This window comes from Rhizorhapis suberifaciens (assembly GCF_014200045.1).
GTDB lineage: Bacteria > Pseudomonadota > Alphaproteobacteria > Sphingomonadales > Sphingomonadaceae > Rhizorhapis > Rhizorhapis suberifaciens.
Genome location: NZ_JACHOV010000009.1, coordinates 56126 through 70371 on the forward strand (window position 1 = coordinate 56126; position 14246 = coordinate 70371).

The window sequence follows — 14246 nt, forward strand, 5'->3', positions numbered from 1 at the left end:
ATGGACCGTTGGAATATTGTGACAGGAGGGGCATCCTGAGAGGAATTATCGTGAGCACCGCGGCACTGATTTCCTGATCTATTCGCTCCTGAAGTTCACAGGTGTTGTGGCTGGCCGCATTGCTTCTCGATCTTCGGCAGACAAGGGCGCGGTAGGGTCAGGCCGGAAGGCTTCGGGAGCGCGATCCTCTGGACCTGGATGATGATCCGACATCAGGTCTGTTGGTTGGTGGCCTCGGACATCCGAGCTGCCGGCATTCGATCTGCCTGTGTTTGCGCCGGTGTCGGTGCGGGTGATGCCAGCCTTGTTCATGAACCTCGAATTATTGCCGCTGCTGCCGCCGCTATGGCGTTTTTGCGAGTCCATGATTTTCTTTCCTACATAAGCGACGGCGGCGGTGAAAAGCAGTTTCCTGATCATGACAATGTCCAGTGATTGGCGTTGAGGGGTGCAGGATCAACGGGCGGACTCAAGGAGGGTTCCGCCGTTTGTAAATGTGTATTGACGAAGTCGGGTCTTTGGAAGACAGTTAGCCAAATGGAAAACTATCCGTCTCTCGACCATGTGTTTGGTGCTCTTGCCGATCCGACCCGCCGCGCGGTGATACAGCGATTGGGTATGGGGCCTGCATCGGTAAAGGAACTGTCCGCGCCCTTCGATATGGCGCTTCCGTCCTTCATGAAGCACATAACAGTGCTGGAGAAAAGCGGGCTTCTGCAGTCCGAAAAGTCAGGAAGGGTCCGGATGTGCCGGATCAAGAAACCGCCGCTCGCGGCCGCCGAACAGTGGGTCGTAGAGCAGCGCGCGCTGTGGGAGGCGCGGACCGAACGGCTTGCAGACTATGTCGAGGCTCTGGCTGCAAAGGAAAAGGAGTAGCATGATGGCCGTGATCGATAAGGAACTGGACCTGGTCATTTCCAGACTATTGAAGGCGCCACGCCGCTTGATCTGGCAGGCCTGGTCAGACCCCGAACATCTGAAACAATGGTGGTGTCCAAAGCCCTGGACCACCGAAGTCCGGGCTTTTGATATGAAGCCCGGCGGTTCATTTCATACCTTCATGCGGGGACCCGACGCAGGGGAGAGCGATAATCCCGGCTCCTTTCTTGAAGTAAAGCCGATGGAGCGGATTGTAATGACCAGCATGTTGGTCGAAAATTGGCGGCCGACAACCCCGTGGATGCCCATGACGGCCATTTTCACGATGTCGGATGAAGGGGAGGGCACCCGTTATGTGGCGCATGTTATGCACAGCGATAAAGCCGCGCGCGATAGTCATGAAGAAATGGGATTCTTCGACGGATGGAACACCTGCATCACTCAGCTTGAGGAATATGCGGCAAGTTTGAGTTCCTAGGCGAGTTCGCGTCGAAATGCCGCATGCCGTTGTTGTGCGAAGTCAAAACAGGGCGGTGCAACCCTGTCTTGACTTCGCGTCAGCTGCCCTCAGGAAAAGGCCTTTGAGATCGAGCAGGCTGCAGGCCCCAAAATCACAACGAAGAGCACCGGCAGAATGAACAGGATCAGCGGCACGGTCATGATGGCTGGCAAGCGTGCCGCCTTTTCCTCCGCACGCATCATGCGTTCGTTGCGGAATTCGGCCGAAAGCACGCGGAGAGCCGAGGCTAGCGGCGTGCCGTATTTTTCGGTCTGGATCATGGTCGTAACCACGCCCTTCACTGCATCGAGCTTTACTCTGGTCGCGAGATTTTCAAATGCCTGCCGCCGCTCTGTGAGGAAGCTCAGCTCAATCGCGGTCAGGGTGAATTCGTCACCCAATTCCGGATAGGCCTTGCCCAGTTCCTTTGCGACGCGGTTGAACGCTGCGTCGACGGTCAAGCCGGCTTCGGCGCAAATGACAAGAAGGTCGAGGGCGTCAGGCAAGCCCTTGCGGATGGCGGCGGAGCGCTTTGAAACCTTGTTGTCAATGAACAGATCAGGCGCTTTGTAGCTCAGAATCAATATGGTTGCGAAAGCGCCGAACTTCTTGAAGGTGGTCCAATCCGGAAAGAAATCGACCCCATAAATCAACAGGGCAGCGGTGCCGCCAAAAAAGATGGGTAGGACCATGCGTCCGAAAATAATGGCAATGGCCCAATCCTTGGACCGGATGCCGGCCTGGGCCAGTTTGACCTGAGCCTCCTTCAACTGGTCGTCCTGCAACACCTTCAGATTTTGCAGGAATGACCGCATGGTGTCGGTGGTCTGGTTCTTCTTGACGAGCTTTGCGCGGCGGCGCGCGGTTGAAGCGGTAATGCCAGCCTTCAACTGTTCACGCCGCTCGTTGAGCGACTTGACCCGCCGTGCCATGGGATCGCGCACCGTGGACGCTGCATAGATGGCGACAAGGACCGCAAAGGTCGCCAGGGCGGCAAGGATCGTACCGACGTCAGTGCCGGTCAGACCCATGATCGTGGTCCCGGGGGGAGGGGTGGCTTGCATGTTTTTTCCTCTCCCTCAGATCTCGAAATTGATCATCTGCGCCATGATAAAGGCACCTATCGACATCCACATCAGGCCGCCAAGGCCGATGATCTGCATCAGACCGAGGCCGAACAACCCCAGGGGATCCCCTGTGAAGAAGGGAGCCATATAGTCGTAGTTTATGTAGCAGATCAGCCCGAAGACAATGAAAGGCAGAGCGCCGATAATGTAAGCGGAGGCCTTCGACTCCGAAGACATCGCCTTGATCTTCAGCTTCATCTGCGCCCGCTTGCGCAACACATCCGCCAGGTTAGAGAGCGTTTCGGCCAAGTTACCGCCAGTTTCGCGCTGGATAGCGAGAGAGATCACGAAAAACTGGAACTCCGGCGTGCCAAGGCGGTCGGCTGTCTCCTGAAGTGCTGCATCCATCGTTCGGCCGATCTTGATCCGCTCCGTGATCATCCTGAATTCTTCACCCACAGGTCCAGGAAGCTCATTGGCGACGACCCCCAGCGTTTCGGAAATAGGCAGGCCGGAACGGAGGCCACGGACGAGCAATTCCAGGGCGTCTGGAAAATTGACCGTGAACTTCATGGTCCGCTTGCCGATGAGATGACCCACAGCCATGTGTGGAAGTCCGAGGCCCGCAAAAAGGCCGAGGAAGATCGCCAGCAGCGGTGCCCACCCTCGCAGTAGCAGGAGCAACATGACAACCGCCGCAATGCCTGCGCTCGCGCTTGCATATTGTGTCAGGGTCCAGCTTTTGCCTGTCATCTTGATCCGCTTATGCAGCGTTTCTGGATTGGGGATCAGCGACGTCAGCAGCCCGTCTGTTTTGGGCATGTTGGATATTGCCCTGCGCATCTGTGCTTCGACAAAGGCCGTTCCTGACTCGCTGTGACGAATCCGCACAACCTCCAGCCGACGGACTTGCGCTTTCGAAGCCGATGGCCCTGAAAACGCTAGAACGAGCAACGAAAGAATGCTCGTCAACGCCGCTATCAACAGGATGAATTGCACATTCGACATGCTCAGGTCCCGCTATTTTCCGGTCGTAGGGCCACTATAGTTCACTTCTTCTTTGTCTTGGCGGGAATGATCGATTTGAGATCTGTGATCCTGCCTAGAAGCGACTTTCCGCTCTTTTCAGAAGCCGTGGGCGCGCTGGTCTCGTCGATCGAGTCCAGCGCCAACGCCATGACGCTTTCCAAAGCATGGCCGACCTTCGATGCCTTGGCGATTTCGGCCAGCGTCTTGCCGAGTTTTGCCGCCTGCGCGGCCAGCTTGGGGTCGGCCGGGATCAATATATCGATTTTGCGCTCGATCGACTGTTCGAAATCCTTGCGGCTGATTTCCAGCGCGGTTGCGTGCACGCGATTGGCGACGACAATCACGCGGGTGCCGGGGGCGTTGGATTTCAACCAGGACAGGATGCGGATTGCGTCCCTGGCAGCCGCAAGAGTCAATTCCGTCACCACGATTGTCGCGTTCACGTCGTTGATAAGATGCGGATATTGGATCAGCATGTTGCGCGGCAGGTCGATGACGCTGCATTCGAAGGCGCCACGGAATTCCTCCTGAAGCTGGAAGAATGCCGCGCCGTCGGTCAACATCGGCTGACTGATTGGCGCTTCTGCTGAAAGGATGGCCAGTTTCTCGCTGGCCTTCACCATTGCCCGCTCGATGAACAGTCCGTCGATGCGGCTGGGATTTTCAATGGCGTCGGTAAGACCGCGTCCGGGCTCAAGATCCATGGCAAGCGCCCCGGTGCCGAAATGGACGTCCAGGTCCAAAAGGCCTGTCAGGCGATCCGCCTTTCCACTGAGCAGCCACGCAAGCGAAGTGGCGATGCTCGAAGCGCCGACACCGCCCCGTACGCCGATCACGGCAGTGGTGAGATGCGGACGTTCATTCGAGACGTCAACGATCTTGGGTGCATTGAAAACCGCCTGTGCCTGCGCAAAGGCTTCGCGAAGCTGGTCCGGGCCAAAGGGCTTCAGCAGATAATCTTGCAGCCCGCTGGCCACGAGGTCGCGGTAAAGGCGTACGTCGTTAACCTGACCAGCAGCGATAACCACCGTCCCTGGCTCGCACACTTCGGCAAGCCCGTTAATGTCGTTGAGCGGGTCACCCGATTCCGACATATCCACGAACAGGATGTTCGGGCTGGCCGACACGGAAAGCGACTGAACCGCGTTTCGCAGCCCGCCCTTGTGCACCTTTTCGGGCGGCCATCCCATTTCGACACAAACGCTGCGGACAAGGTCGAAGCTGGCGTCGTCACACACAAAGGCGCTGAACGCATCACGCAATGCCGCCGTGCCGCCGGGTCTCCAGGGAGCGTTCATCAGTTGCTTCCTCCTGTCAGAGTCTTCAGATCGCCAGCGCCGGTGCTGGCTTTGTCCTGATAGGTCTTGATAGCCTTGGTCGCGGCAGTGGGTGCGCGACTGATCGCGCCGGGTTGACCCAGCACCAGATCCTGGGGGTTGGCGATCATGGCCGCCAGATTGCCGTTGGTAGCGCAGCCATAATTGCTGGACGTTCCGCCGATAAGGTCGCCTTCCTGCGTGCTGCGCCAGTCGGGGCAGCCAGGGACGCTTGCCGTCGAACGGCTGACAATGACACGGATCGCGCCGCCCGGCACTGAACCGGCGGTGGCTGGGGCCGTGTCGCTCAACAGCAGGCCGTAATTGCCCAGCAACTGGGACACGCTAGCCCTGGCTGCGGTGCTGCTCTCACCATCGATGGAAACGCGATCGCCATAGGTCAGATCGATTGAAGTGAACCAGCCGTCCAGCCGTTCCCGCTCGCTTGCAGGCAAGTCGCCGCCAGGGGTGGGGTAGACGTCGAACACATAATCGGAGCGGCTGACCACCGGTTGATGGACCGAATCCATGCCGCGATTGATGGGCGCCTGACATGCTGCCATCGGTAAAATGAATACCGCCAGGAGGGGCAGGGCCGCAGCCCGCTTTAGGAGAGGCTTGTACATCAAAAAGGTCCTTCCCATCAGAAACTGAAGCCGGGCGAAACTTTGCCGGTGTCTGCGGTTTGCTTGCGGCGTTCGCTTGCAACGGCGGCGGGCGGGGCCGATCCGACTTGTGGAGCGGCCGGAGCAACAGGTTCGACCGTCGGTTCAGGACGCTTTGCGCCGCTGACCCCGTCGCTTTGCTTTTGAAGCAGCAGGCCCTGCAAATCCGTTGCGTTGCGGAAGCCGTCGGTCGGCAAGCGTATGTCCTGCGCGTTCACGGGCTTCACCAGATAAGGCGTGACCACAATCACCAGTTCGGTTTCATTCCGCTGGAATTTTTTGGACTTGAACAGGCTACCCAGGATGGGAATGTTGCCCAGCCCCGGAACCTTGTCGACATTATTGGCCGTGCTGTTGTTCAGCAGTCCGGCAATCATGAAGCTTTGGCCTGAACCCAGTTCCACTGTAGTTTCCGCCGACCGGCTCTTGAGCGCGGGGACGTTGGAGTTGATGGAAAAATCCAGTTCCGACACCGTTGGCCGGACGCGCATCGATATGCGGCCGTCAGACAGGACGGTGGGCGTGAAGGCAAGCTGCACGCCATATTGCTTGAATTCGATCGTATTGCCCTGAAGGCCGTTCGAAACCGAATAAGGATATTCACCGCCCGCCAGGAAGCTGGCGGTTTCGCCCGAAAGCGAAGTCAGGTTGGGCTGCGCCAGTGTGGTGGCGAGACCAGTGGTTTCGGCAAGATCAAGCGCGCCCGCGATGTCCATGCCGAGCAGGCGCGCGACGCCGCCAATGGAGGTGGTGCCATCGGTGGGGTTGGTGAATGTCCAAACATTGCTATCCGCGTCGAAACTTGCAAAATTGCGCGTGCCCGAGCCAATATTGCCCAGCACCTTGCCGCCGCTGCTATCGGCGCTCATGAAGTTCGTGCCGATCTTATGCGCGAAGCTGCGGCTTACTTCGGAAATCTTGACCTGGAGGTTGACCTGCAACGGTGTGGCCGTGCGAAGGCGGCTGACGACCTGCACATCCTTGCCGACGAAAGCCTGCACCAGACGTTCGGCTTCGGCTGCGTCCTCGGGCGCCTTGACCGTGCCAGTCAGAAGAACGAGGCCGTTCATCGTGCTTACCTGGATGTTGGCTTCCGGCATGGCGAGGCCAAGCATCTGATCCACGCTGGACAGGTTGTTGCCAACCCGGACCGTACCCGAATAGAGGATCTTGCCGGTCTTGCTGGTGACGAACAGGTTGGTTTCACCCGGCGCTTTGGCAATAAGGTAGAGCTGCTTTTCCGAGCGAACGTGAATGTCCAAGACTTCGGGATTGGCGATCACCACGTCCGACATCGGAGCGGATAGGTTCACCACCCGGCTGCCGCCGACAGAGAGCACCAGAGCGTCCTGACCGATACTCGCCCGCGTCTGGGCGGAGGCGAGTTGCACCGGCGTTCCCTGCCCGGAGGCGAAGGCCAGAGTGGCGACCAGTGCGGTTCCGCTGACGCGGCCAATTTTGGTCTTCATGACATTCATCTTATTTCCCTCCGACCGGAACCACAGTGACTGCGGTTCCGCGTGCGACGCGAACGACGGGACCGGCGACGGCCATCATGCCTGTGGCATCGCTTGTTGCAGTACCGCCGCTACCCTCGGCGGACTTGCCTGGGACCGAGCGGCGCTGGAAGCGTGACACGTCGGCGCCGGTTGCGAAGGTGGACCCCTTGTCGACGGGGCGGCTGGCGACTGCCAGCATCATACGCTTTTCAGCAGCGGGGTCGTCGCCTTCGGGGACATCTACATCGCCAGCGGCTATGGCCTGCTCCAGTTCAGCCGCATTGTCCGCGATCGAACGAAGCGACAGGGAAAGCGAACCAATGGTTTGCGCGACTGCAATCTTTTCGGCGATTTTAGGGGTCACTTCCAGCGTCACGTTGGAGTAGGTGACGACCTGCTGCTTGCCATCCTCACCCACAGCGTTGGTACGCTGATCGGTAGCGAGCACACGCAGGTTGCGCATGATGGTTTCGGAGACCTTGAGAGGTTCGCCATCGCCGCCGCCTGCGACCGTCTGCGTCAGCACCAGGTCGACCCTGTCACCGGGAAAGACGAAACCCGCCACGGAGCTTTGGGCGGAGACTGGAACCGTAACGGCGCGCATGCCAGGGCCAAGCGCTGCCGCAAGGAAGCCGCGGTCGCCGGGCTTTACGAGCGATCCCTGCGTTACAGGCTGACCGGCCGTAATCGCATTGCGGACGACCGTTCCAGTAAGCGTCGCCGGATCGGCCTCGCCTTTCAAGAAATAGACCTGCTCGACCAACTCCTTCGGCCACGGCTGGAAGCGGAAGCTGTCCGGTTCAATGATCGTGCCTACAGGCAGCGCTCGGGTTGCGACCAATACTTGCGGGCCATCCAGAGCAGGCTGCATGTTAGCGGCGGTCGCCTGAGGCGCGCCGGAATTGCCCAGCAAGCTCCGAGCCATGAACGCGGTCGCGATCGCAATGATCAGCGCGCCGGCCAGCAAAATGATCTTCTTACCATCCATGACGAATTTCGCCTCCTAAAGACGGGTCGATATGTCTTTGCCGACCGTTCTTACGCAAAATGGTTAAAATAACGTTCGCCAACGACCCACAGGCCGGCCAGTGCTATCGCAACCCCATAGGGTATCTCAGGGCGGCCAGTATGGCGGCCGATCTTGTGATGCAGCACGGTGACAGCGGTTACCGCCCCCCCCAGTATCGACATGACCAGCAACAGGGTCATCATTGGTTGGAGCGGGAGCCACAGCGCAAGCGCCCCCAACAGCTTGACGTCGCCGCCACCCATGAAGCCCAAAGCAAACATGAGCGCGAATGAAATGAAGATTATGGTGGCCAGCACAATCTGGATGAACATGCCTGGCCACAATGGAAGCCCGGTCGCGATCCAGAATAAGGGAGCGAGCGCGGCTACGGTTATATTCAGGCGATTGGAGATGATACGGCTTTTAATGTCCGTAAAGGCGGCTATGACCAACAATGCGGAAAGCGCCGCTACGAGGGTCAGGATGAAAAACTGACGGTCCATGGCGAGAATGGACTAGACGATTTGCCTTACCAAACCGTAACCATGATTTTATGAATCCCTTTACGCCGGCTGGCCGGTTCTATCCCGAAGGCACCGTCATTGATTATTGGCAGGCGTCAGATGGATGGCCTCTGCGTCGTTTCACCTGGCCTGCTGCAGGGCGTGGTTCGTTACTGTTCCTCACGGGCCGGGGCGACATGTTCGAAAAATATCTGGAGACCTTCGGGCACTTCCATACCGCGGGATGGGACATCAGCAGTTTCGATTGGCGCGGACAAGGGGGATCGGGCCGCTCCTCCTCCGGCAATCGCTCGAAGTGCGGATTTAATGTGCTGCTTGAAGATTTGGCTGCTTTCTTCCGCCAATGGATTTCTGAGCGCGCCGGCCCGCATGTCATGATCGGGCACAGCATGGGCGGACATTTGTTGATCCGGGGCCTGTCTGAAAATACGCGTGTGCAGCCAGATGCGTCCGTCGCTGTGGCGCCAATGCTCGGTATAAACAGCGGTCCCGTCCCTGTTTGGCTCGGCGCCTGCATTGCTAGACTGATGTGCGCCTTCGGTGATCCTGGCAGACGAGCCTGGAAGGATATGGAGAAGCCCGGGGTGGGAATATCCGGCCGGCAGGCATTGCTCACCCATTGCGATGAACGCTATGCGGACGAGATGTTCTGGCATCAGGAAAGGCCGGACCTCAAACTTGGTCCGCCCAGTTGGCATTGGTTGAATGAAGCCTATAGCTCCCTGTCGATACTGCAAGAGTCGGACGCATTGGAACGCATAACGACGCCGCTGCTGATATTGGCGGCGGAAAGGGATCGGCTGGTCGACATTCGCTCCATCCGTCGCGCCGCTGCCCGGATCGGGCAGAGCCGCCTTCATGTCTATGGGGCGATGGCGGCACATGAAATATTGCGGGAGGCGGATCCGATACGGTCCGACGCGCTGGCTCGCATTGATGCCTTTTTTGACGAAGTGGCTCCGGCCCGATGAAATATTATGATGTGGTCATAACAGGCGCGGGAATGGCCGGAGCGAGCCTTGCGGCGGAGGTGGCGCCTTATGTGTCGATGCTGCTGCTGGAGATGGAGGCGCTGCCGGGCTATCATGCGACCGGGCGATCTGTTGCTTTCTGGAGCGAGAGCTATGGAGGTCCCGGCGTTCAGCCCCTGACCACTGCTTCGGGTGCTTTTCTGCGTGCGCCCGAGCCTGCTTTTTCGGCGCAATCCTTCCTTGGTGCGCGTGGTGCCATTCACATCGGCCGGAAAGAAGATGCGGGTGCGATCTCAGCTTTTTTGCGGGAATATGGCAGTCTGGGCATAGATCTTGCTCCGTTGGACAGTGTGGCTGTCAAACAGCGCATTGAAGGCATTCGTCCCGATTGGATTCACGGGATTGACGAACCAAGTACGAGCGACATCGATGTAGCGGGTCTACATGCGGCTTATCTGAGCGCCGCGAAAAAGGCGGGGGCGGAGCTTGCTTCGGGCACCCGTCTGCTGGCCGCCCAGCGAGCCGGCAATGAATGGGAATTGCAGACTTCGGCAGGTGTTGTCCGAGCAGGCATATTGGTCAACGCTGCTGGCGCTTGGGCCGACGAGGTGGCGCGCCTATGCGGGGTCGCTCCCATCGGAATACAGCCGCTTCGGCGGACGGTGGTTCAACTGCGCACCAACCCGTCGCCACCTGCAGACTTGCCGCTCATCGTCGACATTTCCGGTCGCTTTTATTTCAAAGTCGAGGGCTCAGGCCGTCTGTGGCTGAGCCCCCATGATGAGTCTCCGACCGATCCATGCGACGCTGCCGCCGAGGAGATGGATGTTGCGGAGGCGATTGCTCGTTTTGAGGAGGTCGTCGACTGGAAAGTCGAAGCCGTCGAACGCAGATGGGCGGGCCTCCGCAGCTTCGCCCCTGATCGTCTGCCGGTCTACGGCTTCGATCCACTCGCGCGGGGATTTTTCTGGTTCGCTGGCCAAGGCGGGTTCGGGATCCAGACGGCTCCGGCCGGGGCGAAGCTCGGAGCATCGCTGCTGCTGGACATGCCTCGCCCTGCCGCGCTTGCACCAGTCGATTCGGATCTCTACGATCCCGGAAGGTTCGAGTGAAGATGGCCAGGTGGCCTCGCCTTTCGTCTGAATAAATGGCCCTGTTTGGCCGGGTACTGAGACTTCGGCGCCTTCTCCCCCAAAGCACAACAGCCTTCCGCGGCGAAAAACCGAACGGCTTTTTTGTGCTCTCTCTAAAGCTTTCCCAGTTTGATCCGATCTTGTCGATGACGCCGGAATGCTGGGCGTCCGGTAGGGCTTAACGTCCTGTTAACCATTGTCTTTGAGAACTGCTTTCCACGCCGCGGTGGGGAGGCGGTCGGAGGGGGTATGAATAAATGATAACATGGTTCGCGACAAAGGCGCCCATTCGTCAAAAGCTGACGGTCGCCTTCGGGTTTTTCTGCTCGCTCATCTTCGTATCGGCGCTAATGGCCTATTTGGGTCATGGACAGCTTGGCGACGCGCTTGCCACAAAGGATTTGGGTGCGGTTCAGGCTATCTATGACGGGATGTCCGGATGGGCTTCGTTGTTCGGTGCGCTGAGTGTCCTTGGTGGCTTTGCCGCCGCCTGGTATATGCGTGCCGCAATTGCGAACCCCTATGTATCCACGGTCGAAGATCTGGAGGCGCTGGCAGCAGGCAATCTCCACATCCAGATTTCCCGTACCGATCATGAAGACTGTGTCGGGCGTCTTTCCCGGGCGATGGTGAAGTTTCGCGAATTGGCACAGGATCGGGAACGCACAGCCAGCACGGAAGGCGGGAAGCTCGATGGCGTCGTCCTGGCGCTGGGCGATGGCCTTCGTCGCCTTGCTCAAGGCCAGGTTGATCACAATATTGCTACCCCGTTCCCCAGCGAATTCGAACAGCTGCGCATCGATTATAACCAGGCGATCGCAGAGCTGGGCAAGATGCTTCACGCCGTCAGGGAAACCGCGGACAGCATCAACATCGGTTCCAACGAGATCAGCTCTGCGGCCGAGGATCTGTCCCGCCGTACTGAGCAGCAAGCCGCGTCCCTCGAAGAAACCGCCGCTGCCACCAATGAGGTGACCTCCGGCGTTCGCGAAATCTCTCAGCGTGCGATCAGCGCGAACCAGGCAGTAGCAGAGGCGCACAAGGAAGCGGCAGACGGCGGGCAGACCGTCTCGCGAGCTGTGACTGCAATGGACGGCATTGAAAAGTCCGCGCAGGAAATAGCGCAGATCATTAATGTCATCGACGGCATAGCCTTTCAGACCAATCTGCTGGCGTTGAACGCTGGCGTCGAAGCGGCGCGGGCAGGTGATGCAGGCAAGGGCTTTGCGGTGGTCGCCAACGAAGTGCGGGCGCTCGCTCAGCGCTCCGCCGATGCTGCCCGCGACATCAAGGTGTTAATCACTACCAGTTCCGAGCAGGTCGAAAGCGGCGTGCACCTGGTAGGCCAGACCGGCCAGATGCTGGAGCGTATCGTTGCGAAGGTCGGAGAAGTCCGGAGTCTCATCAACGACATTTCCGCCTCTACCGAAAGCCAAGCCGCCAATCTGCAGCAGGTCAACAGCGCGGTGGGCGACATGGATCGTTCGACCCAGCAAAATGCCGCTATGGTTGAAGAAAGCACCGCCGCCGCTCGAAGCCTCGCTTCGGAAGCCAATGAACTGTTGAAGCTCATCAGCAGCTTCAATGTCGGACGGCACGCAAGCACCGCCCGCCGCGCTCCGCCCAAAGCGGTTGTTTCCGGGCCCAAAGCCGTCCGCAAGGTTGCGGCTGCCCCAGTCGCGGTCGCCGCGTTCAACGGCAACGCTGCCCTCAAGGCTGCACCGGCCGACGAGGACTGGACAGAGTTCTGAAAGTGAGGGGCGAGGTGCCCTGTGCACGTCGCCCCCCTTCGGCACTGGTTTTTCAAGAACTCACCCCTGCAGCCGTTATCCTGGCTGACTGAAAATTAGAGGGAATAAATATGACAAGCGAGGCAAGTGCCCGGGAGAAGCTGGATCGTCGGCTTGCTTTCTACGGCTTTGGCAGGAACGACTTTGATCAGTTCCCAGCCATCAGAAAGCTGATCGGGCGTCACGCACCTGCCGCGCTGGACCGGTTCTATGACCGGGTTTCCGCAACGCCGGAAGCCAGTCGCCATTTCCCCTCCCGCTCAGCAATGCAGCAGGCGAGCACGAAGCAGGCGGATCATTGGGACGGGCTTTTTTCTGGCCCTCCATCTGTCCATTCTTATGAGGGCGCTGAAAGAATTGGAACGATCCATTCCAGCATCGGGTTGGAGCCGAGCTTGTACATCGGCGGCTATGCCCTGATGCTGGAACAGCTTATCGCCGCAGCCGCCGGCAGTGGTGTTGCAGGTCCCTTGGGACAGAAGGCCGTCGCCAGGCGCATCGCCGCCCTGGTGAAGACCGCGCTGCTCGACCTGGACATCGCTCTTACCGCCTATTTCGAGGCACAGCGGGCCGAACGCGAGCATGTCATGCAGCAGATGGCCGGCGCATTGAGGAAAATGGCGAATGGAGACTTGTCCGTCCGCTTGCACGATGTTCCCGCTGGCTATGCGCAGGTCGCCGCCGATTTCAATGCCATGGCCGAACAGATGTGTGGCGTCCTTGGCTCCGTCGCGAATAGCGCGGAAGGTGTCCATAGCGGCTCTGCGGAAATCTGCGACGCCAGTGAGGACCTTGCCCGCCGCACGGAACAGCAGGCCTCGGCGCTGGAACAGACGGCAGCGGCCATGGATCAGGTAACAAGCTCGGTTAAGGAGATCGCCCAGAGCACGGTGGAAGCCGGCACGGCGGTGACGGAAACCGAACGCGAAGCAACTCTTGGCGGCGAAATCGTTCAGGAAGCGATCGGCGCGATGGACGGCATCGAGAAATCGTCGGCCGAAATCGCCAATATCGTCAGCGTCATCGACGGCATTGCATTCCAGACCAACCTGCTGGCGCTCAACGCAGGCGTCGAGGCGGCGCGGGCCGGCGATGCGGGCAAGGGCTTTGCGGTCGTGGCCAATGAGGTTCGGGCGCTTGCACAGCGTTCTGCCGATGCTGCCCGTGACATCAAGGGGCTGATCGCTTCCAGTTCGGGTCAGGTCGAAAATGGCGTGCGCCTCGTCGGCCGCACGGGAGAGATGCTTGACCATATTGTGGTGAAGATCGGTGAGGTCCGCTCATTGGTGTCCGAAATTTCGGCCACCACCGAAAGCCAGGCAACCAACCTTCAACAGGTGAACAAGTCCGTTCGAGAGATGGACAAGAACACTCAACAAAATGCCGCCATGGTGCAGCAAAGCACTGCGGCTGCGCGAAGCCTTGCGTCGGAGGCGGAACATCTGGCCCAGATCGTCAATGGCTTCCAAATTGGCGGCGGCGCGATGCCGGATATCCGTATGCCGGGCCGGACAGCCACGGCGCGTATGCGCCGGGCGGGATAATCAAGAACAGGGGGGATAGACCATGAAGACGATAAATCTGCCCGACGTAATCGACCGGACTGTTGCGACCGGTCTCGCGCTGGAGCTGTCGGACGCACTGGGAGGCAATGACGGTCTCATCATCAACGCTGCCAAGGTGCGCCAGATCGGCCAGTGCGGCCTGCAACTTCTGGTGAGCGCGGCGCTGACCTCGGTTCGGCGGGAACAGTCATTCGCCATTGCGGAACCGAGCGACGCCTTTGCCGGCGCTGTGCGGATCGCGGGATTGCAGCGTCATCTTTCCGGTCACGCCGTTCAGGCGCTTTGAGGGGACCAAGGGAC

14 protein-coding genes are annotated in these 14246 nt (G+C 59.3%); 7 read left to right on the plus strand and 7 right to left on the minus strand.

The window, feature by feature from the left end:
• Positions 1 to 537: 537 nt before the first annotated feature.
• Both HNQ99_RS11990 and HNQ99_RS11995 read left to right on the plus strand, forming a co-directional pair.
• Positions 538 to 876, plus strand: coding sequence for an ArsR/SmtB family transcription factor (locus HNQ99_RS11990; RefSeq protein WP_184475898.1), 339 nt, complete (start codon positions 538 to 540; stop codon positions 874 to 876).
• Between the two features lies 1 nt (position 877).
• The gene (locus HNQ99_RS11995) at positions 878 to 1357 is read left to right on the plus strand and encodes an SRPBCC family protein (protein WP_221232677.1); all 480 of its coding nucleotides are present in this window, start codon (positions 878 to 880) and stop codon (positions 1355 to 1357) included.
• Positions 1358 to 1446: 89 nt separating this feature from the next.
• On the opposite strand, the gene HNQ99_RS12000 is transcribed toward HNQ99_RS11995, so the two are convergent.
• The 7 genes from HNQ99_RS12000 to HNQ99_RS12030 are packed head-to-tail and all read right to left on the minus strand — an operon-like array spanning position 1447 to position 8466.
• Positions 1447 to 2442, minus strand: coding sequence for a type II secretion system F family protein (locus tag HNQ99_RS12000; protein ID WP_184475900.1), 996 nt, complete (start codon positions 2440 to 2442; stop codon positions 1447 to 1449).
• A gap of 15 nt (positions 2443 to 2457) precedes the next feature.
• The gene (locus HNQ99_RS12005; protein ID WP_184475901.1) at positions 2458 to 3453 is read right to left on the minus strand and encodes a type II secretion system F family protein; all 996 of its coding nucleotides are present in this window, start codon (positions 3451 to 3453) and stop codon (positions 2458 to 2460) included.
• Positions 3454 to 3494: 41 nt separating this feature from the next.
• The gene (locus tag HNQ99_RS12010; protein ID WP_184475902.1) at positions 3495 to 4772 is read right to left on the minus strand and encodes a P-loop NTPase family protein; all 1278 of its coding nucleotides are present in this window, start codon (positions 4770 to 4772) and stop codon (positions 3495 to 3497) included.
• Positions 4772 to 5416, minus strand: a complete 645-nt coding sequence (locus HNQ99_RS12015) for a CpaD family pilus assembly protein (RefSeq protein ID WP_184475903.1) — start codon at positions 5414 to 5416, stop codon at positions 4772 to 4774. Before HNQ99_RS12015 ends, HNQ99_RS12010 begins: the two co-directional genes overlap by 1 nt.
• 17 nt (positions 5417 to 5433) lie before the next feature.
• On the minus strand, positions 5434 to 6933 hold the full coding sequence (locus tag HNQ99_RS12020) for a type II and III secretion system protein family protein (RefSeq protein ID WP_407692318.1): 1500 nt from the start codon (positions 6931 to 6933) through the stop codon (positions 5434 to 5436).
• A 1-nt stretch (position 6934) separates the two neighbouring features.
• Complete coding sequence (cpaB, locus tag HNQ99_RS12025) at positions 6935 to 7942, minus strand: Flp pilus assembly protein CpaB (RefSeq protein WP_184475905.1); 1008 nt, start codon at positions 7940 to 7942, stop codon at positions 6935 to 6937.
• Between the two features lie 50 nt (positions 7943 to 7992).
• Positions 7993 to 8466: an A24 family peptidase gene (locus HNQ99_RS12030; protein ID WP_184475906.1), complete on the minus strand. Its 474-nt coding sequence runs from the start codon at positions 8464 to 8466 to the stop codon at positions 7993 to 7995.
• Between the two features lie 50 nt (positions 8467 to 8516).
• On the opposite strand from HNQ99_RS12030, the gene HNQ99_RS12035 reads away from it, so the two are divergent.
• The 5 genes from HNQ99_RS12035 (at position 8517) to HNQ99_RS12055 (ending at position 14232) form a co-directional block, all read left to right on the plus strand.
• Positions 8517 to 9458, plus strand: a complete 942-nt coding sequence (locus tag HNQ99_RS12035) for an alpha/beta fold hydrolase (protein WP_184475907.1) — start codon at positions 8517 to 8519, stop codon at positions 9456 to 9458.
• Positions 9455 to 10570, plus strand: a complete 1116-nt coding sequence (locus HNQ99_RS12040; protein ID WP_184475908.1) for an NAD(P)/FAD-dependent oxidoreductase — start codon at positions 9455 to 9457, stop codon at positions 10568 to 10570. Before HNQ99_RS12035 ends, HNQ99_RS12040 begins: the two co-directional genes overlap by 4 nt.
• A gap of 278 nt (positions 10571 to 10848) precedes the next feature.
• Positions 10849 to 12342, plus strand: a complete 1494-nt coding sequence (locus tag HNQ99_RS12045) for a methyl-accepting chemotaxis protein (protein WP_184475909.1) — start codon at positions 10849 to 10851, stop codon at positions 12340 to 12342.
• A 110-nt stretch (positions 12343 to 12452) separates the two neighbouring features.
• Complete coding sequence (locus tag HNQ99_RS12050; protein WP_184475910.1) at positions 12453 to 13925, plus strand: globin-coupled sensor protein; 1473 nt, start codon at positions 12453 to 12455, stop codon at positions 13923 to 13925.
• 22 nt (positions 13926 to 13947) lie between these two features.
• Complete coding sequence (locus HNQ99_RS12055; protein ID WP_184475911.1) at positions 13948 to 14232, plus strand: STAS domain-containing protein; 285 nt, start codon at positions 13948 to 13950, stop codon at positions 14230 to 14232.
• Positions 14233 to 14246: the final 14 nt, after the last annotated feature.

Coding starts and splice junctions, on each gene's coding strand:
- HNQ99_RS12010 (WP_184475902.1), bottom strand. CDS start 4,772: ATGAACGCTCCCTGGAGACCCGGCGGCACGGCGGCATTGCGTGATGCG.
- cpaB (WP_184475905.1), bottom strand. CDS start 7,942: ATGGATGGTAAGAAGATCATTTTGCTGGCCGGCGCGCTGATCATTGCG.
- HNQ99_RS12030 (WP_184475906.1), bottom strand. CDS start 8,466: ATGGACCGTCAGTTTTTCATCCTGACCCTCGTAGCGGCGCTTTCCGCA.
- HNQ99_RS11995 (WP_221232677.1), top strand. CDS start 878: ATGATGGCCGTGATCGATAAGGAACTGGACCTGGTCATTTCCAGACTA.
- HNQ99_RS12055 (WP_184475911.1), top strand. CDS start 13,948: ATGAAGACGATAAATCTGCCCGACGTAATCGACCGGACTGTTGCGACC.
- HNQ99_RS12035 (WP_184475907.1), top strand. CDS start 8,517: ATGAATCCCTTTACGCCGGCTGGCCGGTTCTATCCCGAAGGCACCGTC.
- HNQ99_RS11990 (WP_184475898.1), top strand. CDS start 538: ATGGAAAACTATCCGTCTCTCGACCATGTGTTTGGTGCTCTTGCCGAT.
- HNQ99_RS12020 (WP_407692318.1), bottom strand. CDS start 6,933: ATGAATGTCATGAAGACCAAAATTGGCCGCGTCAGCGGAACCGCACTG.
- HNQ99_RS12040 (WP_184475908.1), top strand. CDS start 9,455: ATGAAATATTATGATGTGGTCATAACAGGCGCGGGAATGGCCGGAGCG.
- HNQ99_RS12005 (WP_184475901.1), bottom strand. CDS start 3,453: ATGTCGAATGTGCAATTCATCCTGTTGATAGCGGCGTTGACGAGCATT.
- HNQ99_RS12000 (WP_184475900.1), bottom strand. CDS start 2,442: ATGCAAGCCACCCCTCCCCCCGGGACCACGATCATGGGTCTGACCGGC.
- HNQ99_RS12045 (WP_184475909.1), top strand. CDS start 10,849: ATGATAACATGGTTCGCGACAAAGGCGCCCATTCGTCAAAAGCTGACG.
- HNQ99_RS12015 (WP_184475903.1), bottom strand. CDS start 5,416: ATGTACAAGCCTCTCCTAAAGCGGGCTGCGGCCCTGCCCCTCCTGGCG.
- HNQ99_RS12050 (WP_184475910.1), top strand. CDS start 12,453: ATGACAAGCGAGGCAAGTGCCCGGGAGAAGCTGGATCGTCGGCTTGCT.